Source organism: Shewanella carassii, assembly GCF_002777975.1.
In the GTDB taxonomy this organism is placed as follows: domain Bacteria; phylum Pseudomonadota; class Gammaproteobacteria; order Enterobacterales; family Shewanellaceae; genus Shewanella; species Shewanella carassii.
Genome location: NZ_NGVS01000025.1, coordinates 15,433 through 41,592, shown reverse-complemented (window position 1 = coordinate 41,592; position 26,160 = coordinate 15,433). Strand labels below are relative to the sequence as shown.

Sequence of the window (26,160 nt, the reverse complement as noted above, 5' to 3'; positions counted from 1 at the left end):
CGCTGCTTTTTGCAGCAGAACTGGTTAAGCTGAAAATAAAAACCTTTGCCTATGTTCTCTATTTGGTCCGTCAGCCTGCTGGCACTCTTGTATCTCGCGCTGTTGTTTATCATCGCCTGGTGGGCGGATAAATATAAACCCAAACGCTTTCGGGCACTGTTTTATAGCCTGACACTCGGCGTCTACTGCACCTCCTGGGCTTTTTTCGGTACCACAGCCCAGGCCGCCAATCATGGTTGGTGGCTGGCGCCCACCTATGCCGGTACCTTGATCCTGTTTCTATTTGGCTGGCGGCTTTACTGCCGGGTGGCACAAATCTGCCGCGATGAAAAACTCACATCCCTGGCCGACTTTATCGCCAGCCGCTATGGCCAGTCTTCCAGCCTCTCCGGGCTGGTGTCTTTTATTTCCGTGATTGCCATAGTGCCCTATATTTCGCTGCAGCTGTCGGCCACCTCGGAAAGTATCGCCATGCTCACGGGCGAAGAAGTTTCCTCCGGTGGATTCTGGCAAGACAGTACCTTTTATATCATGTTGCTGCTGGCGCTGTTTGCCGTACTGTTTGGTGCCCGGCGTCCAAGACCCAGCGAGCACAACCCGGGGCTGGTGGCCAGTATGGCGTTTGAATCGCTGGTGAAGCTGGCTGCTTTTATCTCGGTCGGGCTGTTTGTCTGTTTCGGTTTGTTCGACAGCCCGCTGGCACTCTGGCAACAGGCTCAGAGCGCCAAGGCCGAAGGGCACTTGAGCTTTGAGGTCGACTCCGGCTACATCTATGCCACCCATACCCTGCTTGGGGTGTTGGCCATGTTCTGTTTGCCGCGTCAGTTTCATATGCAGTTTATTGAACCGGGCGGTGAGGGCCATCTCAGTACGGCGCGCTGGCTGTTTCCGCTGTATCTCATTCTTATCAATCTGTTTATTTTGCCTATCGCGGTAGCCGGCCTGTTATGGTTCGGTAAGGAGCAGGTGGCGCCGGACTCCTTCGTACTGGCCTTGCCGATGGCGGTAGAGAATCACGCCGTTTCCCTGATGGTGTTTCTCGGCGGGTTTTCGGCGGCTACCAGCATGGTGATTGTCTCGGCGATAGTGCTGTCAATCATGATCACCAACGACTTTATCAATCAGTTTATTCTGCGGCGTTCATCACTGGCCTCCGGCAGTCGCGGCCTCAGCCAAAACGCCTTGCTGCAGGCCAGAAGGGCGGTGATCTTCGCGCTGTTGCTGCTGAGTTACTTCACCCACAGAATACTGGCCGATACCAACTCTCTGGCCATGGTGGGCTTGATGTCTTTTTCCCTGGTGGCGCAGTTTGCACCTGCGCTGATCATAGGTTTATGGTGGCGTCAGGCCTCTTGCCTCGGGGCACAACTGGGGATCGCCTCAGGCTCGCTGGTGTGGTTTTATACCTTGCTGCTGCCGAATCTGGTGATAGGCGCGGTTGGTTACCAGCCCTGGCTCGACAATGGCCCATTCGGTGTTCAGGCTTTGGCACCAAGGGATCTACTGGGGCTGGGGCTGGATGATATTACCCAGTCCATGCTGCTGTCGCTTGGGCTCAATCTATTGGTGTATATCTTGCTGCCAGTGCTGCGCCCGGCGGGGCTCGCCGAGCGGCTGCAGAGCAGCAAGTTTGTTATCAGCCGGGATGACAGACGGGAAGGTGTGCCCAAGGCCAGTTTGAGTTTTCATGATCTGGCGGCCTTACTGAAACGCTTCGGCGAAGCCGACTCGGCCAGTCAGTTGGTTGCCAGCGAGTTCCCGCTGGATCCCAATCACTGGAAAGCGGATGCGCCGGTGCGAACCGAACAGTTGGTCGAGAGAGAGCTCGCCGCCATGGTCGGCGGCGCCTCGGCCAGGCTGATTATCGATGCCGCCAAAGATGAGAAACATCAGGGGCTGGAGCAGGTGGCCGAATTTGTCGATGAGGCCCGCGAAGTGCTGCGCTTTAATCGCGACTTGCTGCAATCGACCATAGAAAATATCCAACAGGGGATCAGTGTGGTGGACTCCCAGCTGAGGCTGGTGGCCTGGAATCAGGGCTACAAGGATATGTTTCTCTACCCGGATGAGGCGCTCTATATAGGTCGACCGGTGGAAGAGATCATTCGCCTCAACGCCCACAGAGGCATGTTTCGCGGCGAAGATCCTGAGCAGGAAATTGCCAAGCGTCTCGACTATCTGCGTCAGGGCAGCGCCTATAAGTATCAGCGTACCCACAGCAATGGCCGGGTGTATGAGATGCAGGGTAACCCCTTACCCGGTGGCGGCTTTGTGACCACCTATACGGATGTGACCGATTTTGTCAGCCAGCAGCGCCAGCTGGAACACGTCAATGCCTCGCTGGAAGAAAAGGTCAACCAGCGCACCCGGGCGTTGACCCAGGCCAACCGCGAGCTGTCCAATGCCAAACGGGTGGCCGAGCAGGCAACCGAGAGCAAGACCCGCTTTTTTGCCGCCGCCAGTCACGATCTGTTGCAACCCTTCAATGCCGCCAGCCTGTTCTGCTCCTTGATGAGTGATAAAGCCAGGGGCAGTGAGCTGGAAACCCTGGCCGATAATATCCGCAGCTCCCTTGGCAGCGCCGAAGAGCTGCTCAGCAGTATTCTGGAACTGACCAAGCTCAACGCCGGAGCCTTCAAGGTGAATGTCAGTGAATTTCCATTGCGGCAAATCATAGATCCCCTCAGGCACGAGTATCAGGCGCTTGCGGCGCAAAAAGGTATTGGCTTTCATCTCGAGAGTCAGGAAGTGCTGCTCAATACCGACAAGGCGCTGCTCAAACGTGTGCTGCGTAATCTGCTCAGCAACGCCATTCGTTATACCGAGCAGGGCGAAGTGCGGCTGAAGACCTATCTTGAAAACGGACTCTTGTCATTGATAGTGGAAGACACGGGCATAGGCATCGCCAAGGAAGATCAACTGACCATATTTGAAGAGTTCAAGCAGCTCGGCAGCCGCGGTAACGCCGAAGGGCTGGGGCTTGGGCTGGCGATTACCAAGCGTATCTGCGATCTGTTGGACATCCCCTTGCTACTGGGTTCCCAGGTAGGAACCGGTACTCAGTTTACCTTGTTGCTGCAATGCAAGTCGCTGCCGGGGGCTGTGGCCGCGGTCAAACCCAAGACTTTGGAGAGTGAGTCAGATTTTGCCGGGTTGCGGGTTTGGCTGGTGGATAATGATCAAACCGTGCTCGAAGCCCTGGGACAGGTCATGGGCAGTTGGGGCTGCGAGATAGAAAAGGCCACCGGCGCCGAGCAGTTGGCTGAACTGCGAGCGCGTTTGCCCTTACCGCAACTTTTGATAGTCGATTATCAGTTGGATGCCGGTCTCACCGGGGTTGAGCTGTTGGCCTCCCAGGGTTTGTCCGGATTACCTGTGATTATCAATACTGCCAATCAGGCCGAAAGCATTCGCGAGCAGGTTAGTGATGCCGGTTTCCCCTTGCTTTACAAGCCCCTGAAGTTGCCGGCGCTCAGGCGCAGTATCAAGCGTTTGCTCAATTGAGGCGCGCTTTTAAATAAGGCGCTTTGTGGGGAAGGGGAAACCGTTATTCGGGGCGGCTGAGCTGGTTATAGCGGATACCGGCCTGGGTTCGGTTGTTGAGGCCGAGCTTGCGCAGAATGGCCGATACATGCTGCTTGACCGTGGTTTCCTGCACCTGCATTTCATAAGCTATCTGCTTATTGAGCAGACCATCGGCTATCATCGCCAGCACCTTGTATTGTTGCGGCGTCAGTTTTTCTAGATTTCTGGCAAAGTCCGTCTGCTCGTCATCGGCGTCCAGAGTTTCCAGCGCCAAATCCGCCGGTAGCCAGGTTTCGCCATTGAGCACCTCGGCGATGGCTTCGGATATCCGCTCCAGCGGCGAGGACTTGGGCACATAGGCCGAAGCGCCCAGGGCGATGGCTTGCTGCATAATCGCCGGTGCTTCGGTGGCCGACACCATGATGATCAACACATCCGGGTATTGATTGCGCAGTTGCGACAGTCCCTGCAAACCATTGGCTCCTGGAATGCCGAGGTCGAGAAACACCAGCTCAGTTTCACTGTGTCGCCCGAGCAGCTCAAATAACCCCTCGAGATCGGCGCATTCGCGTATCTGTGCTTCATCCAATACGCAGGCGGCGGCTTGCTTGAGGGCGCTGCGAAACAGCGGGTGATCATCGGCAATTATGGCTTTCACCAGACTCATCCTAAGGGCTCCGGGTTTCAAATTTTATACGGTAAAGTATCAATAAAAACAAGGCTTACCCTAGGGTAAGCCTTGTTCGGGGCACTGATTAAAAGCGGTAGCCTACCGTCAGGGTCACTGTACGTGGATCGCCGTAATAACCAATCAGGGTGTTGTCGCCACCGAGTCCTGGGGTGTACTTGCTGACATCTGTCGGATCGCTCGGATCCGGGGTGACAAACTGATAGCCGCCGATAAGGTACTCTTCATCGGTGAGGTTTTTGCCATAGAGGCCGGCATACCAGCTGCCGTCATTGCTATACCAGGTGATCCCCAGATTCAACAGGCCGTAGGCGTCCTGGGTTAGCAGGCTGTCTTCCTCAAACAGCACATAGTCACCGCGATAGTAATAGTTGCCGTTAAAGACAAACTCACCGATATCGGCATAGAGACGATAGGTGAAACCCAGGTTAAAGGTGAGATCCGGGGTATTGGCTATGGTAAATCTGTCCGACTTGTCGAAAGTTTCACCCGTGGCAGGGTCGGTATCGAACACTTCACTGAATTCCGCATCGATATAGCCCACCGCCAGGTCAAAGTTCAGCGCGTCTGTGGCCACCCAGGTCATCTCAAGCTCGGCGCCACGTGCCTCCGAAGAGCCTATGTTACCCAGGCGCTGATTGAGATCGGCGGCCGTGTCGCCCGGCAAAACAGAGATATACTGCCTGTCCTTATGATCCAGGCTGAACAGGGTCAGGTTGGCCCTTAAGTTGCGGCCCCATTCGCTCTTCATCCCCAGCTCGAAGCTGTCAACGGTTTCAGGATCTGCCGCCGGCTCGGCGCTTTCGGCCCTGGGATTAAAGGTGCCGGACTTGAAGCCCTGGGCGTAACTGGCAAAGAACATGATGTCATCCGAGTACTGGTATTCCACCCCGACTCTTGGGGTCAGCTTGGACCAGTCTTCACTGTCGTCCAATACCAAGGGCACCAAGTCGCCTTCGGGACGGACATAGCCCGGCACCCAGCCGGATTCGGGATAGACGGTATCAAATATCAGGCCGTTGCGGACATAGGCTTGCTTTTCGTCCTGGGTGTATCTGAGCCCCAGGGTCATGGACCAGTTGTCACTCAAATCTACGCTGCCCTGAATGTAGGCCGCCTTGCTGGTGGAGTTAGAGCAGCCGCTCACTTCACGGGTCAGCCCAGGGGCGTTGAGCGCCTTTCCAAGCTCTTCGAGAATCGCCTGAAACTGGCCGCAGGACTCGGCATCATAGTAGTAAAGACCGGACACCAGCTTGTAGTTGTCGCCGCTGTGATGCAGCTGCAGCTCATGGGTGGTTTGCTCGTCGTCATAGATGGCCGGTACGTCGAAAATTTGCAGCGAGGTGTTGTCGAAATCTATGTTGGTGGGTGAGTAACTCTCTCTTCTGGCCGCAATATATTTCAGCTGCGTTGAGTGGTTTATGTCCCAGCTGCCGGTGAAGCTCCAACCTTCGAGGTCCACCTCGTTCCAGGTGGGCAGACTGGTGTAGGAGTCAAACTTGCTGTCCGGTACCGGGGCATTGGTCAGCAGACTCGGCAGCAGGCGATAACCGCCCTTGGCGTTGGATTTATCGTCTGTTTTATCCCAGGCGAGGCGGAAAAACAGTGAGTCTGTCGGGTGATACTCCAGGGTGAGCCGCATGGCACTGAGATCTTTGTTGTAATTCTCTTTGTCCTGGTTCGGCTCGGCCGAGGTCAAAAACTCACCGAAACCATCGCGGTTGAGGTTGGCATAGCCAAAGCCCAGATACAGCTGCTCGTCTATCAACGGATACTGGCCGGTGAGCTTGAGATCTTTCTGATTAAAGCTGCCGTAGGAGCCCTGAATATTCAGCTGGGGATCGCCGGACATCACCTTGGTCACATACTTGACCGCACCGCCTATGGTGTTCTTGCCGTAAAGCGTACCCTGAGGGCCGCGCAGTATCTCTATCTGCTGCACATCCAGCAGATCCAGCACCGCCCCTTGTGGGCGGGCGATATAGATATCATCCACATAGATACCGACGCCGGGCTCATAACCCCAGAGCGGGTCCTGCTGGCCCACGCCGCGAATAAAGGCGGTCATGGTGGAGTTGGTTCCCCGACTCGCCTGCAGCGTGGTATTGGGGGAGAACTGCTGCACTTCGGTCACCACGGTAATACCGCGCTCATTAAGCTCGGCCTCACTGACTGAGGTGACGGCGACCGGTACTTCCTGCAGGTTTTCCACTGTGCGTCTGGCGGTGACTTCAATACGTTCCAGCTCGCCCTTATTGTTGGTTTCTTCTGCCTGAGCCGCTATCGGCGTCAATGCCGAAGCGATGGCCAGTGCCAGCAGAGAGTAGGGGATCTTGGCTTGACTCATGATTAAGTCCTTTTTGCTGTTTTGTTTGTTTTGTTTTTGTTAACACTTCGGCGTTTACTCTAGAGCAAAGGAAGCGGAAGGGAATTAGCACCTTAGTACAGTGTTATTTAATGGTTTGAAATTTATTGGTTATTTTGTGTATAGCACTATGGTGTTATGTTCAATCCGGCTTTTGCTTGTCACTCTCTTGGTTGCAAAAATTGGTTGCAAAAAATTAACAATGACGCCTGGTCAATCGCTGCAAATTTGCGGCGCCGGAATAGGGCGGCCAACAACAAGAGATGGGCTTATGTTGAGTATGCTGGGACTCTTCGGTGGCTTACTGCTGCTGATTATTTTGACACTCAGAGGTGTCAACCTGTTTGTCGCCGCGCCACTGTGCGCGGCCTTGGTGGCGCTGAGCAACCATATTCCATTATTTGATGCCTCGGGGGCTGACTTTGTCAGTGCCTATATGGGCGGTTTTTCCGGCTTTCTGGCGTCCTGGTTCTTTATGTTTTTGCTGGGCTCTCTGTTCGGCAAGTTTATGGAAGATACCGGCGCGGCCGATGCGGTGGCGCATTTTATTGTGGGGAAACTCGGGATCCGCTATGCGGTGCTGGCAGTGGTCGCCGCCTGTGCCGTGTTGACCTATGGCGGCGTCAGCGTATTTATTGTCGCATTTTCCGTCTATCCCATGGCGCTGGGGCTGTTCAAGGACGCCAATCTGCCGCGGCGCTTTATTCCGGCTGCGTTGGCATTGGGCTCGGTGACTTTCACCATGACCTCGGCCGGTTCGCCTGAGATCCAGAACTGGATCCCGATCAAATACCTCAATACCTCTCCCTGGGCTGCCTGGGAAGTGAGCCTGGTGGTGGCCCTGTTTATGGCGGTCAGCGGTTATTTTTGGCTCAAGTGGATGATTAACCGAGCCATCGCCAGAGGCGAGCGTTTCGAGGCGCGCAGTGATGATCCTGAAGTGCCGGAGCGGGATCTGCCCCATCCCATCACAGGGGTGATCCCTCTCATTGTGGTGCTGGTTATCTCCTTTTGGCTGCACGATACCCTGGCACAAAATGCCCTGATAGTTGCCTTGCTCGGTGGAGTGTTGACGCTGATGTTAATCAACTTCCGCCATTTTCATCATCTGGGACGGGCGGTCAACGACGGCACCACAGGCGCACTGGTGGCCATAGGCAATACCAGCGCCGTGGTCGGCTTTGGCGCCGTCGCCAAATCATCGACCGCCTTTGCCACCGCGGTTGAGGTGATGACCAATATGCCGGGCAATGAGCTGTTGGGGGCTGCGGTGGCGGTGAGCGTAATCGCCGGCCTTACCGGCTCTGCCAGTGGCGGCCAGGCGATAGCCCTGCCTTTGGTGGCGCCCCATTATCTGGATATGGGGGTGAACCCTGATCAGTTGCATCGAGTGGTGGCTATCTCTTCCGGTGCTTTGGATACCTTGCCCCATAACGGTTATGTGGTTACCACCATTCGCGCCATCTGTAAGGAAACCCACAAGCGCGCCTATTGGGCGATGGCGGCGCTGACGACCCTGCTGCCCCTTATCGGTGTCGCGCTGGCACTGGCTCTGTTTATTTGGTTTTAAGAGGTGAATATGAAGTTATTTGCATCCTGCATGTTTGCGGCGCTGCTTGGGGTTGCCCAAGCCAGTGCTCCGGCTTCGGCCGAGTCCGTTTCTGCCACGGCGGCTTCGTCCTTGAAAGCAACCGCCCAGCCTGTGCTGGTGGAGAAAAAGTCGTTTACCACCACTGAGTTTCGCACAGTATCGGGCAAAGTGTTGCCCAGTGTGACCGTCGGCTGGGAAAGCTACGGCAGTCTCAATGCGGCCAAGGACAATGTCATACTGATCACTCATTTCTTTTCCGGTAATTCCCACGCCGCCGGCAAGTACGCCGAGTCTGATCCCCAGAGTGGCTATTGGGACGCCATCATCGGGCCGGGCAAGGCGATAGATACCAATCGCTTCTTTGTTGTCAGCGCCGACACTCTGGTCAACGCCAATGTGCACGACGGTCATACCATCACCACAGGGCCTGCCAGCATCAACCCTGAAACCGGCAAACCCTGGGGATTGGATTTCCCCGTGGTGACCATTCATGACTTCGTAGAGGTGCAGCGCTTGCTGCTGGAGAGTCTCGGCATTGAAAAACTCCATGCGGTGATGGGTGCCTCCATGGGGTCATTTCAGGCGCTAGATTGGGCGGTGAGTTACCCGGATAGAGTCGAGCGGCTCATTCATGTTATCGGCGCCGACAGCATGGATGCCTGGAGCGTACCGGCACTAGAAAAATGGGCCCTGCCTATCCGGCTGGATCCCAACTGGCGCGGCGGCGACTACTACGGCAAGACGCCCCCGGTGGCAGGGCTGACCGCGGCGCTGCTCAATATCACCCAGGATGCAATGGCGCCGGAGGCTTATCTGGCCAGCTTCAAGGATTTCACTGTCGCCGACAAAGCCGCGCTGGCGGATATTCGCACGCTGCCGCAAATCAGCCAGATCTTGCAACAGCGCGCCGGGGCCAGGGCGGCATTGCAGGATGCCAACCATGTACTGTATCTGGTACGGGCCTCGCAACTGTTCAGTGCCGATTGGCAAGGGGGCGAGCTGAAACCCGCCTTGGCCAAGATAAAGGCCAAGAGCCTGTTGCTGCCCGCCAGTGGCGATCTGCTGCTGCGGCCCCAGAGGGTGAGGCAGATGGCCGCCACCCTGAAGGAACTGGGTAAAGAGGTAGAGATAAGTGAAATTAAAGGCCCCTGGGGCCATCTCGATGGCTTGTTCTCCATTCAGAGCAAGAGTGATGAAATCCGTGCATTTCTGGCGGACTGAGTCAAGCCGCCGCAGGGCGTAATTTAAGGAGCCTGTATGAAAGACCCTAAAACCGTATTGATCACCGGCGCGGCCAGCGGTATCGGCCTGGCGATTGCCACTGAGCTGGCGGCCTTTGGCCACAGGATATTGCTGAGCGATCTCGACCCTGAGCGGGCGATACTGGCCGCCAACACGCTTAATCAAGCCGGCGGCAACTGCTTGGGCCTTGGGCTCAATGTCGCCGACCCCCGGGCCATTGAAGCGCTGACAGAGCAACTGGCTGACATTGAAGTGGATGTGCTCATCAACAATGCCGGACTGCAGCATGTGGCGCGCCTCGACGCCTTTCCGGCCGAGAAGTGGCAACTGCTGCAACAGGTGATGCTCACCGGCCCGGCGATGCTTTGCAAGGCATTGCTGCCGGGAATGCGGGAGCGCAACTTTGGCCGCATCATCAATATCGGCTCTATCCATGCACTGGTGGCATCCAGGTACAAGTCGGCCTATGTGGCCGCCAAACACGGTTTGCTGGGGCTGAGCAAGGTAGTGGCGCTGGAAAACGCCGACTGGGACATTACCGTCAACACGATTTGCCCAGCTTATGTGAAAACACCGCTGGTGGAGGCGCAGATAGCGTCCCAGGCAAGGGAGCACCGCATGAGCGAGCAAGAGGTTATCGACAACATCATGCTGTCCCCCATGCCGAAGAAGGCGTTTATCGGCGTCGATGAAATCGTGCATTCGGTAGCGTTTTTGATGGCACCGGCGGCGCGCAACATTACCGCCCAGACGCTGGTGCTGGACGGTGGCTGGACCGCGCAATAAGGCAAGAGAGGCTGACACAGGAGAATCACTATGGCCGGGTTGGATAAAAGGGTTGCCAGTCATGAACAGGCATTGGAGGGGATAACCCATGAGATGCGGATCATTGCCGGAGGCTTTGGCCTTTGTGGCATTCCCGAGGGCTTGATAGCCGAGTTGGTGCGCAGAGAGGTGCGTGATCTGGAGCTGGTGTCCAACAACTGTGGCGTCGACGACTTCGGTCTTGGGCTGTTGCTGCAAAACCGCCAAATTCGCAAGATGGTGGCGTCATACGTGGGTGAAAATGCCCTATTTGAGCAATTGATGATGACTGGTGAGCTGGAGGTGGAGTTGGTACCACAGGGCACTCTGGCCGAGCGGATCCGCGCCGGCGGCGCCGGGATACCGGCGTTTTACACGGCCACGGGAGTCGGTACTCCGGTGGCCGAGGGCAAACCCAGTGAACATTTCGAAGGCCGGGAGTATCTGCTGGAGCGCGGCATAGTCGCCGACTTTGCGCTGGTTCGCGCCTGGAAGGCTGATTGGCAGGGCAACTGCATCTATCGCCACACCGCGATGAACTTCAACCCCTTGGCAGCGATGGCGGGCAAGATAACCGTGGTAGAGGCCGAAGAGATAGTCGAGCCCGGCAGCCTGCCGCCATCACAAATTCATACGCCGGGGATTTTTGTCGATCGCCTGGTGCAGGGACAGTTTGAAAAACGCATCGAAAAGCGCACCTTTCGGTCCAGCTAACAGGAGAACAGCATTATGGCGTTGAGTCGCGAACAGATGGCTATGCGGGTCGCCAGAGAGATCCGTGACGGTGATTATGTCAATCTGGGCATAGGCATTCCCACTCTGGTAGCCAACTACCTGCCACCCGGGATAGAGGTGATGCTGCACTCGGAAAATGGTCTGTTGGGAATGGGGCCGTTTCCGTTGGAGGAAAAGATAGATGCCGACATGATCAATGCCGGTAAGGAGACGGTCACTGCGGTCAAAGGCGCGGCGATTTTCGACTCGGCCCTGAGCTTTGCCATGATAAGGGGCGGGCATGTGGATCTCACAGTGTTGGGGGCGATGGAGGTGGATCAACAGGGCAATATTGCCAGTTGGATGATCCCGGGCAAGATGGTCAAAGGGATGGGCGGCGCCATGGATCTGGTGGCCGGTGCGGCCAACATCATATGTACCATGATGCACTGCAGCAAACAGGGTGAGTCCAAGTTGCTTGAGCGCTGTACGCTGCCGCTGACCGGGGTTAACTGTATCAAGCGGGTGCTGACGGACTTGGCACTGTTGGAGATCCGTGACGACGGCTTTCATCTACTGGAGCGCTCGCCGGGGGTAACTGTTGAGGAGATCCGCGCCAGGACGGCGGGCAGACTGCATTGCGGCGAGTCTGTTCCGGAAATGACCTTTGATTAATTCGCTAAATTGGGTGGCGTTTTTAGCTGCCGTGATTTGCGCTCGAATCGCCAGGTTTCAAGATAACAATCCTTTGTTTGAGGGTGAGTTTTCACCCTCGAATTCCCCAAGGGGCGGCATTGAATCAAACCAGGTACCCGAAGCGGTATCTGGCGATCAAAATAGGGAGCCTGAGTATTTAAAAAATCTTGAACAGATAAAATCGGCTTACAAAGCTCAATTTATTGATATAAATCGAAAAAAACTAGCTTAAATGGCATTGGTGAACATTGCAACTGTAGTTTATATTTCAAAGCCTTGGATAAACTGTGATTCGTGCTTGCATTATGGGGCACAGCAAGGTTTAATTGCGCCGTTTTGAAGGTACATTCAGTCCTGACAGGCAAACGTGAGTAACAGGGTTATTATGGTTCACGAGTCATTAACCGTGTAAATGAACAAAGCACCATTTACACGGGGTTAAGAGGGTTTTAGCTAATGCACAGCCATTCATTTGCCGCACTGGTTCGCCAAGTGCCACAACACAGGTTTTCAACCATTGTCAGCTATGACAATACCGGCTTGAAACATCTCACGTTAATCCGCATCAATTCCGGCCGCGAACAGGCCAATAGTCCCAACTGAGCCCGTCGTCCATCTACGACGATACATTCACTCGGCATTCGTTTTGGAATTGCCGAGGACGGGTTATTTGTCCACCCTTACATTCAACACCAAGAGTTTTAGGTTAAATGCAAGCCAAGAATATTTACTACGAGACACTGCATCCGGCATACGGGCAGTATTTTGAGGTGGAAAAGGTGCTGTTCGAGCAAAAGACCGAACAGTGGCACCTGAGCATTTTTGAAAATGCTGCTATGGGACGGGTCATGGCGCTCAATGGCGCCATCCAGACCACAGAGAAAGATGAGTTTGTCTATCACGAAATGTTGACCCATGTGCCTATTCTGGCCCACGGTGACGTCAAGCGGGTGCTTATTATAGGCGGCGGTGACGGCGGCATGCTGCGGGAAGTGGTCAAACATAAACAGATTGAATCCATTACCATGGTGGAGATTGATGCCGCCGTAGTGGAAATGTGTAAAAGCTATTTTCCAAACCATTCTCAAGGCGCCTATGATGACCCCAGAGTCAACTTGGTGATCAGCGACGGGATGGATTATGTTAGGCAATCACAGCAAAAATTTGATGTGATTATCTCTGATTGCACAGATCCCGTTGGTCCGGGGGAAGTGCTGTTCAGTTCCGACTTTTACGAGGGCTGTAAGCGTTGTCTCAATGAAAATGGGATTTTTGTCGCTCAGAACGGCGTGCCTTTTATGCAGCTGGATGAAGTGCAAAATACCGTCAGACGCATGAGCTCTTATGTGAAAGAGTGTCGGTTCTATATGGCGGCCGTGCCTACCTATGTGGGTGGCAGCATGGCCTTTGCCTGGGCAACCGATGATCTTGAGGCGCGTCAGCATAGCCTGGCGACTCTCGAAGAGCGTTTTGAACGGGCCGGTATTACCACCCGTTATTACACGCCGGCTATCCATCAGGCAAGCTTTGCGCTGCCGGCGTTTGTCGAACAGGCGGTCGCGTCAGCGATGACGGTTACCGCATAACCCATTTTTTGATAACAGGCTAACGAACATGAGTGATTGGTCTATTGACGATGCCCGCGTCGGCTACAACGTCGCATACTGGAGCCAGGGGTTTTACGGGATCAGCGATCAGGGTGAGGTGACAGTGTCACCGGATCCTTTGAATCCGGACAGCAAAATCGGCCTGAACGAACTGGCCAAAGATATGGTGAAGGCCGGTGTTAACCTGCCTGTGCTGGTCCGTTTCCCGCAGATTTTGCACCACAGGGTCGATAGCCTGTGCCAAGCCTTTAATCAGGCGATTCAAAAGTACGAGTACAGCGAGGACTATCTGTTGGTTTATCCCATCAAGGTGAACCAGCAGCAGACAGTGGTTGAGGAAATCCTCGCCAGCCAGGTCAGCAAAGAAGCTCCGCAACTTGGGCTTGAAGCCGGCAGTAAGCCTGAGCTGATGGCGGTACTGGCGATGGCACAAAAGGCCAGCTCAGTCATAGTCTGTAACGGCTACAAGGATAAAGAATATATCCGCCTGGCACTGATAGGCGAAAAGTTGGGCCACAAGGTCTACATAGTGCTGGAGAAGATGTCCGAGCTTAAGATGGTACTGCAGGAATCCCGCGAGCTTGGGGTTACTCCGCGTCTGGGGCTGCGCGCACGTCTGGCGTTCCAGGGCAAGGGCAAGTGGCAGGCCAGCGGCGGTGAAAAGTCCAAGTTTGGTCTGTCTGCTGCGCAGGTGCTGCGGGTGGTTAACGAGCTCAAGAGTGCCGACATGCTGGATTCGCTACAGTTGCTGCACTTCCACCTGGGTTCGCAAATCGCCAATATCCGCGATATTCGCCATGGTGTGGGTGAAGCGGCGCGCTTCTACTGTGAGCTGAGAAAACTGGGTGCCCAGGTCAACTGTTTCGACGTGGGCGGCGGCCTGGCGGTGGACTATGACGGTACCCGCAGCCAAAGCAACAACTCTATGAACTATGGCCTGAGCGAATACGCCAACAATATCGTCAGCGCTCTGAGTGATGTCTGCGCCGAGTACGAGCAGCCGGTGCCGAGAATTATCTCTGAGTCCGGCCGCTTCCTGACGGCGCACCACGCCGTACTTATCACGGATGTTATCGGTACTGAGGCCTATTCCCCTGAGAATATCCAGCCACCGGCAGAGGATGCTCCGCAGCTGCTGCACAATATGTGGCAGTCCTGGAGCGATATCCGCGGCCGCGCCGATTCCCGCGCCTTGATTGAGATTTTCCACGATACTCAATCGGATCTGGCCGAAGCTCACGCTCTGTTTGCTCTTGGGCAACTGAGCCTGGAAGAGCGCGCCTGGGCGGAGCAGACCAACCTGCGTGTCTGTCACGAGCTGCAGGGCTTGATGAACAACAAGAACCGTTATCACAGGCCCATCATTGATGAACTCAATGAGAAACTGGCCGACAAGTTCTTCGTTAACTTCTCGCTGTTCCAATCGCTGCCGGATGCCTGGGGCATAGATCAGGTGTTTCCTGTGTTGCCGCTAACCGGGCTGGATACCGCACCTGAGCGCCGCGCCGTGATGCTGGATATCACCTGTGACTCGGACGGCATGGTGGATCAGTATGTGGACGGGCAGGGGATTGAAACCACACTGCCGGTTCCTGCCTGGAGTGCCGAGAGCCCGTATCTTATCGGTTTCTTCCTGGTTGGGGCTTATCAGGAGATCCTCGGTGACATGCACAACCTGTTTGGTGATACCAACTCGGCTGTGGTGCGTCTCGATGAAAGCGGCCTGGCCAACATAGAGTCTGTGCTGTCCGGTGACACTGTGGCCGATGTGCTGCGCTATGTGAACCTGGATGCCGTGTCCTTTATGCGCACCTATGAAGAGCTGGTGAATCAGCATATTGCCGAAGACGAACGCACCTCGATCCTTGAAGAGCTGCAATTGGGTCTTAAGGGTTATACCTATCTGGAAGATTTTTCATAAGGTCGGTGCATTCAGCAGGCCCTTCGGGGCCTGCAATAAGTAGAGATAAAAGATGTTTTTTGAAGGTTCAGAAAAAAAAAATTGAAGTGATAGTGACGCCGGCTACGCCTTCGCTGCGCTCACTGGGAAAGCCCTTCTGGGAAGAGATGGTGGCCAAGGCCAATGCAGAAATCCTCTCTTCCGTCAGCAATGATTATTGCGATGCTTATCTGCTTAGCGAGTCGAGCCTGTTTGTTTGGGACGACAGATTTTTAATGTTGACCTGTGGTACCACCACACTGGCGCGCTCGACCCTGCATTTTATCGATTCTCTCGGTGAAGAGGCGATAGCCTTTGCGACTTTTCAGCGCAAAAACGAATATCTTTCACACCTGCAAGCCAGCTCTTTTGAGCAAGACTTACAGGCACTGAGAGATAAGATGTCCGGGGTGGCATATCGTATCGGTCATCTGGATTCCCATCATCATTATCTGTTTTGCAGTGACAAGGCATATCGCGCCGAGAACGACGATATCACCAATGAACTGTTGATGTATCACATTCGCGGTGAAGCGGCCGACTATTTGCGCTCCGATAACCAAAGTTGCGCCGGAATACGTCAACTGTTGGCACTGGAAGAGATGTTGCCCGGCTTTCAGTTTGATGATTTCCTGTTTGAGCCCTTTGGTTATTCCATCAACGGCATTCGCGGTAAAGAGTATATGACTATTCATATCACACCGCAGGAAAGCAGCTCTTATGTCAGCTTCGAGACCAACCTGGATCTCGCCGCGCAACCGATAGATATCTTCGCCCGTTTGCTGGCCATTCTTAACCCCGGTAGTTGGGATGTCATCGGCTTCAACGCCCAGCAGGACACCCGTGGTTTCCCGGAACATTTATGTCTGGGAAGTTGCTCTTTGTCTCTGGAGCAGGGTTATAATGTCAGCTTCAGTCATTATCAGCAGATGTGCCACGAAGTGCTGATCCCTGAGTCCATGTAAATATCGGCATTAGCCAAGTTTTGGAGTATTTATGACCACTTTAGCAGATAAACCTGATTACTCGCTTTATTCAAATGCGTTTGGTTATTTGCGTCAGCCACTGGATTTCAAACCGCTAGAAAGCGATGCGGATGTAGTGGTAATAGGTTTGCCTTTCGATATGGCCGTTACCGGCCGCAGCGGTGGCCGTATGGGTCCAGGGGCTATCCGTAATGCCTCGACCAATCTGGCCTGGGAAGAGAAGCGTTGGCCTTGGGATTTCAGCCTCAGCGAATATATCAAGATAGTGGACGCCGGCGATCTGGTGTTCAACTGTGGTGATGCCGCCGACTTTACCGAGCGCACCGAAAACTTTGCCAGCAAAGTTTTGGCCTCAGGCAAGACACTGCTGAGCTTTGGCGGCGATCACTTTGTGACCCTGCCGTTGCTGCGCGCGCACCACAAACAGTTTGGCAAGATGGCACTGCTGCACTTCGATGCGCACACCGATACCTACAGTGAAGGCAGCAAGTTTGACCACGGCACCATGTTCTATCATGCCCCCAACGAAGGCTTGATCGATCCGGCCCATTCTGTGCAGGTGGGGATCCGCACCGAATACACCAAAGAGGGCCACGGTTTTCAGGTGATTGACGCCGCCATGGCCAATGATATGACCGCCGATGAAATCGTAGCGCAGATCAAGGCGCGGGTTGGCGATATGCCTTTGTATGTGACTTTCGATATCGATTGCCTGGATCCTGCCTTCGCGCCGGGAACCGGTACTCCGGTGTGCGGTGGTCTCACCAGTGACAAGGCGCTGAAGATTATCCGTGGTCTCAAGGGCCTCAACATAGTGGGTATGGATGTGGTTGAAGTGGCACCTGCTTACGATAGCGCCGACATTACCGCGCTGGCGGGCGCAACGCTGGGCCTGGAAATGCTGCATGTTTGGGCCTTGTGCCAGGGCAAAGTCAAGTAAGCCGCTTCACGTTAAGCCAACGCTTGTCGTTGGCTTTTCTTTTTGTATAGAGCCCCCTAGCTAGGCTGGGGGGCCGTTTCGCTGGGGCATTGCGCCCGGCTCAGGGACAAGGATAGACAATGACAGATTTGAGTGATATTCGCCGCGAATACACCCAGGGCGGCCTCAGGCGCGCCGATCTGGCCGCCGAGCCCATGGCGCAGTTCGAGCGCTGGATGGCGCAGGCCAAGGATGCACCTTTGACAGATCCTACTGCCATGGTGGTGGCCACAGTGGACGAAACCGGCCAACCGTTTCAGCGGATAGTCTTGCTGAAGCGTTTTGATCAGCAGGGTTTTGTATTCTTTACCAATCTGGAAAGCCGTAAGGCGCAGCAGATTGCCGTCAATGCCAAGGTCAGTTTACTGTTCCCCTGGCATCCGCTGGAGCGCCAGGTCGCCGTGACAGGTGTAGCCGAAGCCCTGTCTGCTACAGAGGTATTCAAGTACTTTGTCAGCCGTCCGAAAGACAGCCAGATAGCGGCCTGGGTCTCGAAACAGTCGAGCAAGCTTAGCGCCCGCCAGGCACTCGAGAGCAAGTTTGCCGAGATGAAGGCCAAGTTTGCCAAGGGCGAAGTCCCCTTGCCCAAGTTTTGGGGCGGATACCGCATAGTGCCTTCCAGTGTGGAATTTTGGCAGGGCGGTGAGCACAGGCTGCATGACAGATTCCTATACAGCCGTACAGATGACGGATGGGAGATCAATCGACTCGCACCTTGATGGCGTTATGGCATAACAAGAGGGACGGCATCTGCCGTCCCTCTACTTTATCCCCCAGCTATTTTAACCGCACTACGTTTTCTGCCTGCAACCCCTTTTGGCCTTCAGTCACGCTGAAGCTGACCTTCTCTCCTTCTTTCAGGGTGCGGCGGCCGCTGCCTTGAATGGCGCGGTAGTGGACGAACACATCGGCGGCGTTTTCCTGGGTTAGAAAACCAAAGCCCTTTTCATCGTTGAACCATTTAACGGTTCCTGTCACTTGTTGCTCTGACATAGTTTCCTCGTTACTTCATCTTGGCTGCGGGTCTGTATCCTTGCTTGTAGCTTAAAAGGGCTTTGTTTCATTGGTTTGACAGCCTGATGACGCTGAGAGAAATGGTTGCAAAAATTCACTCTATGGTGGCAAAGGTTTTCTTGGAGTGAACAATATGCTTTAGTAATGAGTAATCTACAAAAAGCGCTTGCTTTTACCCGGGTGAAATCTGGCGCAGTTCAATTCACACCTTACAAGGAATAATAATATGTATAAATGGTTCCCCTTGCTGGCGCTCGGCGCCTTCAGTCACCTAGCCCTAGCGGCTGACTGGCAATTGGACAATGCCGACTCTAGGGTTAGCTTTGTGTCAGTCAAGAAAGGTGATATCGCCGAGGTGCATGAGTTTAACCAGTTGAGCGGCACACTTGCCGAGAATGGTGAATTTAAGTTGGAGATCCCTCTTAGCGGCGTCAATACCGGCATAGAGATCCGTGACAAGCGAATGCAAACCATGTTGTTTGAGGTGGCGAATTTCCCGAAACTGACTCTAACTGCCCATGTGCCTACTGAGCAGGTGAATAACCTCAAGCCTGGCGAACTATTGACCTTAGAGATAGAGGGCAAATTGTCGCTGCATGGTAAGAGTCAACACAAAAGTTTTGGCGTGGTGGTGGCCAGGCTGGGTGACTCCGGTCTTTTGGTGACCTCGAACAGACCCGTTATAGTGTATGCCGAAGAGTTTAATTTGACCGATGGGCTTGAAAAATTGCGTGAAATTGCCGGTCTATCCAGCATCAGTCAGGCTGTTCCCGTGTCTTTTGTTCTAAGATTAAACAAGTAACAAACATCGGCTTGATTTGAGGCAAGACTCAAGGCGGAATTTGTTTCATAATGTCACTCCCGAACGCCGCATTGACGGCGCTCGGAAGTTTACCCTTTATGGGTTGGCCTGAGACGTTGCACGCGGGAAGAAAGATGGTTACAGACAAAGAAGGCTATATGCACCTCATACAATACCTGACAGAACACTTGGGGTTGTTTGAGACTCCGGAGGGGGAACCTTTGGGCGACAGCAGCGTTATGGAATTATTTGAAGAACAGCTGTCGGCGCAGATTATTATGGTCTGTGGCCAGAATCCGCAGTTATCTTTTTCGGAGCGTAACACGGTTATCCGCGAGATCGATGCCATAGTGTACGACTTGGAAGAGATCCTCGCTAAAGTTGCAGATCAAAGGGCTACCGCGAAGCAAACCTTGTTTATCACTGAATTTTCCGGGTTGATCAAAAACTTGTTCGATCAGGAAATTGCCAAGCTCCTACCTCAATAACGCAGATGGTGGAGGCGCCTGATGCTGACACTGCTTTCCGGGTTTGATGACAATACAGTGGCAGTTCGCGTCAGCGGTGTGATCAGCGCTGAGGATTATGCTGTAGTCTTGCTGCCAGCGATAGAGTCTAAGCTCAGGGACCATGTGCTCATCAAACTCTGGTACGAATATGGTGCCGACTTCGAAGGCATCTCATTGCAGGCGCTTTGGGATGATCTCTGTCTTGGGCTATTCCATCTGCAGGACTTTTCCCGTATAGCTGTGATCACCGATAGCGTTGCCACCGAAGGCATGGCTCGGACCATGGCGCTGATGATCCCTTGTCCGGTCGCTGTATTTCCCCGGGATGAAATGGTCAGGGGCAGAGCCTGGCTCTCGGGAACCTGAAGCGTTAACATCTGTCTTATCTATACGTTCCGGTATTTCAACCGGATTTTCATCTTGTTAAGTGAAATGAATGGAATAGTTCTATGCTTAAAAAACTTGGTCTTTGTTTTATGTTGCTTTCGACATCTGTGTTTGCCCAGGACAAGACAGTCATAGGTCAGACTGAAATTATGACCGTCGCCGAAGCCGGACTCAGTTTTGAAGCCCGTATCGATACCGGGGCGGCCAATACTTCCATGCATGCGGTGGATCTCAAGGTCATTGGCGGTAGTGCCAAGAAGATGCAGGATAACGTGGGCAAAATGCTCAGTTTTACCACTGAGAACGAGCGTGGTGAGAAAAAGCAGCTCAAGGCCAAAATTGTCAAGACTTCTACCGTCAGTAATTCCCAGGGACGCGAGACTCGCTACATGGTGGAGTTGAACGTCGCGTTTGGTGAGCACCAGCGCAAGGTCAAGGTCAATCTCAGGGATCGTAGTCATATGGACTACAAGTTGCTTATAGGCCGCAACTGGCTGGCCGATGACTTTTTGGTCGATGTAGCAGAAAAACGTATCATAGGGCCGGTTGCTCCCATTAGTGTGCGGGAGTCAGGACTGATCTTCCAAACCCGCATCGATACCGGTGCGGTAGAAAACTCATTGCATGCCATAGATCTGAAAGTAGAGAATGGTGATGAAGATATGGAGAAGAATATCGGTAAGCAGCTGAGCTTCACCACCGAAAACGAAAAGGGCGAAAAGCAACGCCTGCATGCCATGATCACCAATACCTCACTTATTCGTAATGCTCAGGGCAGTGAAATTCGTTATATGGTGGAACTCAATATTGGTGAGCCGGGAAGAGAATATCCGGTCAAGGTCAACCTGAAAGACAGAAGCAAGATGACTCATAAATTGCTGATTGGCCGAAACTGGTTGCAGGGACACTATTTGGTGGATGTCAGCCTCAAATGAATTGACTGATTTTTAATTGTTACCTGAAGCTTTTGTCAAAGTGGGTAGCGGGAAGAAAGCCGTTCGTCCAAGATGAACGGCTTTCTTTTTTGTCGTGAGAGAATATCGCCGGGTAAGTACGCACAGACACCGGGGCTGCTTTATTTCAAGCCTCCTTTACTCTATTAATCAATAAACGCCAGTGGCAGCAATATACGGATCTGGCAACCTTGTTCTGGCTCTGAGCTAATGGTCATTTCCCCCAGCAGTTTTAACCTCACATAGTTCTGTAACCGCGACAGAGTACCCGCACCATTTTGTGAAGCGGACTGCTCGATGCGGGCAAGTATTTCCTGATTTATGCCGCTGCCGTTGTCTGTCACCAGGATCTCTAGATGGCGTTCATCCAGCCGGTCTGCTTGGATGGCTATCCATGCCGGAGTGGACTTCTGGGTAAAGGCATGGTGCAGGATATTGCTCAGCAAAGGGTAGAAGAGCAATAACAGCTGCCAGGCTCTAGCGCCGGGTTGCAGTTTTTTGGCAATGGTTAATTTCACTTCAACATTTGCCGCAGTTAATGGTGGCGCCATCAGTGCCAGCAGATGAGCCATAAACTCATCGAAATGAAGCGCCTTGATCTCTGTTTGCGGGGCGTTAACCAATGCTAACAGATGGCGTAACCTGGTGGAGCCGAGCAAGATCATCTCTTTTGACTGAAGCAGGGACTCGGCGTTTTGCTCTTCAAGCAACCGGGTACCGAGTTGATCGAAATTGGCAGATAATTCAGCAACAACTTGTCCCAATAATCTTGGCAGTTGCAGCTCCTGCTCCTTCATCAAGGTACTGCTGAGACTGAGTAACTGATATTTGCTCTGGGCCTGCTGCAACTGACCTTCCAATTGAGCTATCTGTTGCTGCTGTTGTTGCAGGGTGCGGCTGTTGCGCTTGTTGATATCGGCCTGCGACTCCAGGGCTTGTTCCAATTGTTGTTCCTGACGCTTATGACTGGAGAGATCGAACGCGATAGCCCCTATAGCACTCAACTCACCAAACTCATCACGCACGGGGAAGCGGGTTACTTGAAATAAAATATCGCCCATAGGGGTGGCTATCGGCTCTTCGGAGCAGAAGGGGCTCTGATTGTTGATCACTCTTTGATCGTTGGCCTGATAGATTTGCGCCAAGCCGAGAGGAAATATCTGATTGTCATCGGCGCCGATGAGTTGCGTCCGCTCATGGGCGGTAATTTCGCAGTATTTATCATTAACCAGCAGATATTTACCATTCAAATCTTTGATATAGATGATGTTTTGTGAGTAATTCATCAATGCATTGAGCTGTTTGGTACGTAGTTGAAGAATCTGCTGGGCGTTGTGTTGTACCTCCAACTGCTGCTCCAGCGCCAGGTTACTGGCGTCCAAGCTGGCCATTGCCGTTTCCAATTGGCGAGTGCGGGAGATAAAGCTACCGGCCAGCATTCCCAACTCATCTTCTCTGTCTCTGGCATCCAGCTCCAGCCGGGCGGGGTTGTTTTCCCTGAGTGCTGCGACCATGCGGCTGATAGGCTTGATAAATAACCTATGCTGCACCAGAAATAACAGCAGCAGTGCCAGCAATTGGATCGCTACCAGGTAGATGCCGACCTTGCCGGCAATCAGTGTCGCGTCCTCTTTGAGCGATGACAAAGGGGTAACTATTACAATTTTCCAGTAGGTCTTGGGCATCAAAAATACCGAAACCAACGCGGGTTCGTTGAGCAAGGGATCCCGGGCCAGTTCCTGGGTCAACAACAGCTTGGCATTGGCCGGCCATTCTCTGGCCGAATTGTTGATTATGGTGCCAAGCAGTGCGGCTTCGGTTTGATCACGCTCGCCCATCAGGTTCTTGAGCTGTTGATTGCTGAAGGCCTTGTGTTGATTGGCCTCTTGAATAAGCACCTGATCGGCACTGCGCAGCGCTTCACCGACGGATTGAAACTCGGGGAACAGGCGTTCAAGACGTTGAAAGTTATCCAGAGTCAGCGGCTTTTCTTGCGTGCTGTCCTGCAACTCATCTTCCCAGGGAGAGGCGAGTAGATGGTTGCGGTAGTCGAGAGCGAATACATAACCGCTGAGATCCTTGAGTGCGCCCCTGAAGAAACGGTTGAGGCCGCCAAGGCTGATGTCCACGGTGGCGGCACCGATAAACTCATGATCCTGCCAGATAGGCACAGAAGCGGTGACCATGGCCTCGGCCGTGTAGGGATCGCGATAGGCGCTGGACCAGAAGGTTCTGTCGGCCGGAAAAAAACGAGTGGGTTTATACCAATCTTCGTTGTGGTAGCGTTGCTGCGGCTGCTCGTTATAGCTGTTGAGCTGCTGCAGTTTGCCGTAGCTGTCGCGATACCAGAAGAGGCTGTCTAGGATCCGTCCGGGTTCAAAGGCTCGCGGCTCTGGCCAGATCCCGCCGCCGGTGATCATCTCTTTCTGAGTTTCCAATTCCAGCACCGACTCGATACTGGCCTTGAGTGCTGTGCCATTGCTGCGATAAAGGGCGCCAAGATTCGCCATGGTACTGACCAGGCTTTCTATCTGCGAGGTTACTTCCTGCAGTCTCGCGGTAACGACCTGACCATAGCTTTGGTTCAATGCTCTTTGTTGACTGAGCAGCTGGTTACGTTGAATGCTGAGCAATACCAACACAGTGCTGATAACAATAAGCGCACTGATGAGCAACTGACTGAGGGCAAACTTGACCGGCAAGCGTTTTAGCCAGCTGGGAAGCCAAGGTAATCGGTTGGATTGTTGCTTTGCCTGGTTCCCTTGCATATATCCTCAGTAATAAGCTTTTCAAGCCGTTACATAATACAACCTCTCGGGAAAAGCCGCCATTTTTCTAAGGATTTCAGCTCGCAGTTTTATATCGATCAGAGGCTCTGAAAGAGAGCTGTGGGTGGGAAGTTTAATCAGCGCTGAAATGGAACGGGTAGATTAATGGTTTTATTTGGGGGGAAGCTAAACAAAAGGCACCCGTTGGGTGCCTTGGCGTTATGTTTTTGATTTGCTTCAGAGCAGATTGTTTTCTCTGACATAAGCTTCAAATTCAGTGCAGCCGCCGACGTGCTCTTTGTCGACGAAAATCTGCGGCACGGTTTCAACCGGCTTGCCTACGGTTTTTTCCAGATCGGCCTTGGTGATACCTTCGGCGTGAATATCGACATATTTAAACTTGAAATCATCACGCTTTTCAGCCAGTTGTTCAGAAAGCTGCACGGCACGTACACAATATGGGCAACCTGGACGACCGAAAATAACTACAAACATATTGACTCCCTTGGACTTGATTTGCAGCAGTTATACCACAGCTTAAGAACCTATGCTAAGCCGCTCGATCCCAGGAATGATTTTTCGGTTTGAAACCTGCCTTGATAATCAAAGAAAGTTTGCAATAAATCCCAGCGCCGCACCTGTTTTTTCAGCAGCAGCATATCCGGCGCCCGAAACCGCGCAGCATCATCGACCAGTTGTTGTGGTTGACTGTATTTCGGCAGTTTCAGCCCGGGTGTTTTGCTATGGGGATGGATAAAACAAGCAAACAATGCCCGGCGTTGAGCACTGGTCTCCATTTTAAAATACTGGTTGAAGTCATTGCCGTCATAATCCAGATACTGAACTCTGAGGCGCCCCTCTTCGGCGTGCAGCAGCATTTGCTGCACCTTGAACAGATGATGATGTTGTTTTGACAACACCTCTTTGAGGCGTTTGTCCGGGTCGACCAGAGTCGATTGGCATTGGTGGCAAATCTTGGCGGCGATATCGTTTTCGGCGCCGCAATCCGGGCATGACTTGGCGCGATAGCGATAACTGCATTGACTATTGTCCTGCAACAGTCCCTGGCAGCGGCGGCCGAAGTGTTCGAGGATATCACCATCCTCATCCGTCTTGCCCCAGAAGATATTGGCAAAACCACACTCGGGGCAGGGAACCTGCACCGGCACCGAGTTTGCCGCGGGCTTGGGAGTGCCGACCTCGGGATAGAAGAGATCAAAGCCGCTGGCGGCATAATCTATGACCAGACAGTCCTGTTTGCCTTCGGCCAGCCTCAGGCCGCGGCCAACCATCTGTTGAAACAGGCTCACAGATGCCGTGGGCCGCATGATGGCAATAAGGTCCACATGGGGCGCATCAAACCCGGTTGTGAGCACGGCCACATTGACCAGAAACTTAAGTTCCTGAGCCTTAAAGGCACGGATGATGGCATCCCGTTGTTGCATCTCTGTGGTCGCTGTGATGAGCGCTGCCTGTTCGCCAGCTAGCAGCGTTAGCACTTCTTCGGCGTGACGCACAGTGGCGGCAAAAATAATCACTCCCTTGCGGGTGTTGGCCAGTTGCCTTAGTTGGTTAACAATGGCCTTGGTCGCGCGGCCACTGTGACTGAGCAGGGCATCAACCTTAGCCTCATCATATTCCCCATTGCCGTTACTCGGCAGGCTGCTGAAGTCATACTGAGCGCTTAGGCCATCGTAAAGCCTGGGCGGCGTCAGATAGCCTTGCTTAATGAGGGGCCTTAAGGGCAACTCGAAAATGCAGTCATCGAAAATCCCTAGGTCGGGATTACCGACCCGGCCGTGATAGTGGCGGCGATAGATAAATCCCAGTCCAAGGCGATAAGGAGTGGCCGTCAATCCCAGTAGCTTAAGTTTGGGGTTGTGGGATTTGAGGTGCTCAAGCAGTTGCTGATACTGGCTGTCCTGCTCAAGACTCACTCTGTGGCATTCGTCTATGACCACCAGGGAGTAGTGGTTGTCGAAGGCTTCCAGGTTGCGCCCGGCGGATTGCACGCTGGCGACAACGGTTTTGCCTTGGGTGAGTTTTTGTCTCAGGCCGGCCGAGTAGATGCTGGCTTCATCGGTTAACAGGGCAACTTTTTCGGCGTTTTGGGAGACCAGCTCTTTGACATGGGTCAGTACCAGTACCTTACCTTTGGCGATACGGGCCAGCTCAGCAATCACCAAACTCTTACCGGCTCCCGTGGGCAGCACTATCACTGCCGAGCCAGACTGAGCGCGGAAATAGCGCACCGCTGCATCCACGGCTTGCTGTTGATAATCACGCAATTGAATACTGGCCTTGGCGGTATTCTCTGCCTGAGGTTTTGTCTTGGCTTTTTGAGCTGCTGGCTGTTTACTGTCTACTGCTGACACTGATTTGTGAGGCGAAATTGACCATGCGGCGAGCTTATCACAAACCGGCTCCGGAGCTGTGGTTTTCACTTATGGATTTCCCGTATGTCTACCTTGGTGACGGCTTTTTACCCATCCAAACCCCAGCGCGTTCGGCTTAGGGCATCAATGGTCAAAAAAAGCACTTTTTGTAGGCAATTCATTTGTTAAAATGGCTCTCGCCACTGGTCAAAGACC

The 26,160-nt window shown here is 53.4% G+C and carries 22 protein-coding genes and 1 pseudogene; 17 read left to right on the top strand and 6 right to left on the bottom strand.

What is annotated here, in order from left to right:
• Nucleotides 1-51 precede the first annotated feature (51 nt).
• Complete coding sequence (locus tag CBE72_RS12875) at nt 52-3,504, top strand: PAS domain-containing hybrid sensor histidine kinase/response regulator (protein WP_100143972.1); 3,453 nt, start codon at nt 52-54, stop codon at nt 3,502-3,504.
• 43 nt (nt 3,505-3,547) lie between these two features.
• On the opposite strand, the gene CBE72_RS12870 is transcribed toward CBE72_RS12875, so the two are convergent.
• Both CBE72_RS12870 and CBE72_RS12865 read right to left on the bottom strand, forming a co-directional pair.
• Nucleotides 3,548-4,192, bottom strand: a complete 645-nt coding sequence (locus CBE72_RS12870) for a response regulator (protein WP_025888960.1) — start codon at nt 4,190-4,192, stop codon at nt 3,548-3,550.
• A gap of 88 nt (nt 4,193-4,280) precedes the next feature.
• Entirely contained in the window at nt 4,281-6,560 is a 2,280-nt protein-coding gene (locus tag CBE72_RS12865; protein ID WP_100143970.1) for a TonB-dependent receptor, read from the bottom strand.
• Nucleotides 6,561-6,849: 289 nt separating this feature from the next.
• On the opposite strand from CBE72_RS12865, the gene CBE72_RS12860 reads away from it, so the two are divergent.
• The 12 genes and pseudogenes from CBE72_RS12860 to pdxH all read left to right on the top strand — a co-directional run bounded on the left by CBE72_RS12860 (nt 6,850) and on the right by pdxH (nt 17,855).
• Nucleotides 6,850-8,148 (top strand): GntP family permease, encoded by a 1,299-nt coding sequence (locus CBE72_RS12860; protein WP_028779308.1) that lies wholly within the window; start codon nt 6,850-6,852, stop codon nt 8,146-8,148.
• 9 nt (nt 8,149-8,157) lie between these two features.
• Nucleotides 8,158-9,390, top strand: coding sequence for an E22 family MetX-like putative esterase (locus CBE72_RS12855; protein ID WP_100143968.1), 1,233 nt, complete (start codon nt 8,158-8,160; stop codon nt 9,388-9,390).
• A gap of 36 nt (nt 9,391-9,426) precedes the next feature.
• Nucleotides 9,427-10,197, top strand: coding sequence for a 3-hydroxybutyrate dehydrogenase (locus tag CBE72_RS12850; RefSeq protein ID WP_100143966.1), 771 nt, complete (start codon nt 9,427-9,429; stop codon nt 10,195-10,197).
• 30 nt (nt 10,198-10,227) lie between these two features.
• Nucleotides 10,228-10,929 (top strand): CoA transferase subunit A, encoded by a 702-nt coding sequence (locus CBE72_RS12845; RefSeq protein ID WP_100143964.1) that lies wholly within the window; start codon nt 10,228-10,230, stop codon nt 10,927-10,929.
• 15 nt (nt 10,930-10,944) lie between these two features.
• Nucleotides 10,945-11,604 carry a CoA transferase subunit B gene (locus CBE72_RS12840; protein ID WP_100143962.1) on the top strand — a complete coding sequence of 220 codons (660 nt, stop codon included), beginning with the start codon at nt 10,945-10,947 and terminating at the stop codon, nt 11,602-11,604.
• Nucleotides 11,597-11,857, top strand: a complete 261-nt coding sequence (locus tag CBE72_RS12835; protein ID WP_100143960.1) for a hypothetical protein — start codon at nt 11,597-11,599, stop codon at nt 11,855-11,857. The genes CBE72_RS12840 and CBE72_RS12835 overlap by 8 nt, the downstream gene beginning before the upstream one ends.
• A gap of 224 nt (nt 11,858-12,081) precedes the next feature.
• Nucleotides 12,082-12,228, top strand: coding sequence for a hypothetical protein (locus tag CBE72_RS20240; protein WP_093983023.1), 147 nt, complete (start codon nt 12,082-12,084; stop codon nt 12,226-12,228).
• Nucleotides 12,229-12,335: 107 nt separating this feature from the next.
• Nucleotides 12,336-13,211 (top strand): polyamine aminopropyltransferase, encoded by an 876-nt coding sequence (speE, locus tag CBE72_RS12825; RefSeq protein WP_100143958.1) that lies wholly within the window; start codon nt 12,336-12,338, stop codon nt 13,209-13,211.
• A 28-nt stretch (nt 13,212-13,239) separates the two neighbouring features.
• On the top strand, nt 13,240-15,153 hold the full coding sequence (speA, locus tag CBE72_RS12820; RefSeq protein ID WP_100143956.1) for a biosynthetic arginine decarboxylase: 1,914 nt from the start codon (nt 13,240-13,242) through the stop codon (nt 15,151-15,153).
• A gap of 52 nt (nt 15,154-15,205) precedes the next feature.
• Nucleotides 15,206-16,136 (top strand): annotated as a pseudogene (locus CBE72_RS12815) (adenosylmethionine decarboxylase).
• 31 nt (nt 16,137-16,167) lie between these two features.
• Nucleotides 16,168-17,097, top strand: coding sequence for an agmatinase (gene speB / locus CBE72_RS12810; protein ID WP_039033398.1), 930 nt, complete (start codon nt 16,168-16,170; stop codon nt 17,095-17,097).
• Between the two features lie 119 nt (nt 17,098-17,216).
• A complete protein-coding gene (gene pdxH / locus CBE72_RS12805; protein WP_028779301.1) occupies nt 17,217-17,855 on the top strand; it encodes a pyridoxamine 5'-phosphate oxidase in 639 nt (212 codons plus the stop codon).
• Between the two features lie 58 nt (nt 17,856-17,913).
• Here the strand turns inward: pdxH and CBE72_RS12800 are convergent, their stop codons facing one another.
• Complete coding sequence (locus CBE72_RS12800) at nt 17,914-18,129, bottom strand: cold-shock protein (protein ID WP_025009621.1); 216 nt, start codon at nt 18,127-18,129, stop codon at nt 17,914-17,916.
• A 247-nt stretch (nt 18,130-18,376) separates the two neighbouring features.
• Here CBE72_RS12800 and CBE72_RS12795 point away from each other — a divergent pair, with 247 nt between their 5' ends.
• From CBE72_RS12795 to CBE72_RS12780, 4 genes are all read left to right on the top strand, one after another.
• Nucleotides 18,377-18,952, top strand: coding sequence for a YceI family protein (locus CBE72_RS12795; protein ID WP_100143954.1), 576 nt, complete (start codon nt 18,377-18,379; stop codon nt 18,950-18,952).
• A gap of 134 nt (nt 18,953-19,086) precedes the next feature.
• Nucleotides 19,087-19,440 carry a DUF3802 family protein gene (locus CBE72_RS12790; protein ID WP_100143952.1) on the top strand — a complete coding sequence of 118 codons (354 nt, stop codon included), beginning with the start codon at nt 19,087-19,089 and terminating at the stop codon, nt 19,438-19,440.
• 21 nt (nt 19,441-19,461) lie between these two features.
• Entirely contained in the window at nt 19,462-19,827 is a 366-nt protein-coding gene (locus CBE72_RS12785; RefSeq protein ID WP_100143950.1) for a SpoIIAA family protein, read from the top strand.
• Nucleotides 19,828-19,910: 83 nt separating this feature from the next.
• Nucleotides 19,911-20,783 (top strand): putative ATP-dependent zinc protease, encoded by an 873-nt coding sequence (locus CBE72_RS12780; protein WP_100143948.1) that lies wholly within the window; start codon nt 19,911-19,913, stop codon nt 20,781-20,783.
• A 164-nt stretch (nt 20,784-20,947) separates the two neighbouring features.
• On the opposite strand, the gene CBE72_RS12775 is transcribed toward CBE72_RS12780, so the two are convergent.
• The 3 genes from CBE72_RS12775 to radD form a co-directional block, all read right to left on the bottom strand.
• Nucleotides 20,948-23,569: a PDC sensor domain-containing protein gene (locus CBE72_RS12775; protein WP_100143947.1), complete on the bottom strand. Its 2,622-nt coding sequence runs from the start codon at nt 23,567-23,569 to the stop codon at nt 20,948-20,950.
• Between the two features lie 237 nt (nt 23,570-23,806).
• Nucleotides 23,807-24,064 (bottom strand): GrxA family glutaredoxin, encoded by a 258-nt coding sequence (locus CBE72_RS12770; protein WP_025009626.1) that lies wholly within the window; start codon nt 24,062-24,064, stop codon nt 23,807-23,809.
• A gap of 50 nt (nt 24,065-24,114) precedes the next feature.
• A complete protein-coding gene (gene radD, locus CBE72_RS12765) occupies nt 24,115-25,863 on the bottom strand; it encodes a DNA repair helicase RadD (RefSeq protein WP_100144067.1) in 1,749 nt (582 codons plus the stop codon).
• Between the last annotated feature and the right edge of the window lie 297 nt (nt 25,864-26,160).

Bases quoted from the DNA above. Each gene is read 5' to 3' on its own strand.
- CBE72_RS12850 (WP_100143966.1), top strand. From the start codon at position 9,427: ATGAAAGACCCTAAAACCGTATTGATCACCGGCGCGGCCAGCGGTATC.
- speA (WP_100143956.1), top strand. From the start codon at position 13,240: ATGAGTGATTGGTCTATTGACGATGCCCGCGTCGGCTACAACGTCGCA.
- speE (WP_100143958.1), top strand. From the start codon at position 12,336: ATGCAAGCCAAGAATATTTACTACGAGACACTGCATCCGGCATACGGG.
- CBE72_RS20240 (WP_093983023.1), top strand. From the start codon at position 12,082: ATGCACAGCCATTCATTTGCCGCACTGGTTCGCCAAGTGCCACAACAC.
- CBE72_RS12875 (WP_100143972.1), top strand. From the start codon at position 52: ATGTTCTCTATTTGGTCCGTCAGCCTGCTGGCACTCTTGTATCTCGCG.
- CBE72_RS12855 (WP_100143968.1), top strand. From the start codon at position 8,158: ATGAAGTTATTTGCATCCTGCATGTTTGCGGCGCTGCTTGGGGTTGCC.
- CBE72_RS12770 (WP_025009626.1), bottom strand. From the start codon at position 24,064: ATGTTTGTAGTTATTTTCGGTCGTCCAGGTTGCCCATATTGTGTACGT.
- CBE72_RS12860 (WP_028779308.1), top strand. From the start codon at position 6,850: ATGTTGAGTATGCTGGGACTCTTCGGTGGCTTACTGCTGCTGATTATT.
- CBE72_RS12775 (WP_100143947.1), bottom strand. From the start codon at position 23,569: ATGCAAGGGAACCAGGCAAAGCAACAATCCAACCGATTACCTTGGCTT.
- CBE72_RS12795 (WP_100143954.1), top strand. From the start codon at position 18,377: ATGTATAAATGGTTCCCCTTGCTGGCGCTCGGCGCCTTCAGTCACCTA.
- CBE72_RS12870 (WP_025888960.1), bottom strand. From the start codon at position 4,192: ATGAGTCTGGTGAAAGCCATAATTGCCGATGATCACCCGCTGTTTCGC.
- speB (WP_039033398.1), top strand. From the start codon at position 16,168: ATGACCACTTTAGCAGATAAACCTGATTACTCGCTTTATTCAAATGCG.
- CBE72_RS12865 (WP_100143970.1), bottom strand. From the start codon at position 6,560: ATGAGTCAAGCCAAGATCCCCTACTCTCTGCTGGCACTGGCCATCGCT.
- CBE72_RS12785 (WP_100143950.1), top strand. From the start codon at position 19,462: ATGCTGACACTGCTTTCCGGGTTTGATGACAATACAGTGGCAGTTCGC.
- CBE72_RS12845 (WP_100143964.1), top strand. From the start codon at position 10,228: ATGGCCGGGTTGGATAAAAGGGTTGCCAGTCATGAACAGGCATTGGAG.
- CBE72_RS12790 (WP_100143952.1), top strand. From the start codon at position 19,087: ATGGTTACAGACAAAGAAGGCTATATGCACCTCATACAATACCTGACA.
- CBE72_RS12840 (WP_100143962.1), top strand. From the start codon at position 10,945: ATGGCGTTGAGTCGCGAACAGATGGCTATGCGGGTCGCCAGAGAGATC.
- CBE72_RS12780 (WP_100143948.1), top strand. From the start codon at position 19,911: ATGCTTAAAAAACTTGGTCTTTGTTTTATGTTGCTTTCGACATCTGTG.
- pdxH (WP_028779301.1), top strand. From the start codon at position 17,217: ATGACAGATTTGAGTGATATTCGCCGCGAATACACCCAGGGCGGCCTC.
- CBE72_RS12800 (WP_025009621.1), bottom strand. From the start codon at position 18,129: ATGTCAGAGCAACAAGTGACAGGAACCGTTAAATGGTTCAACGATGAA.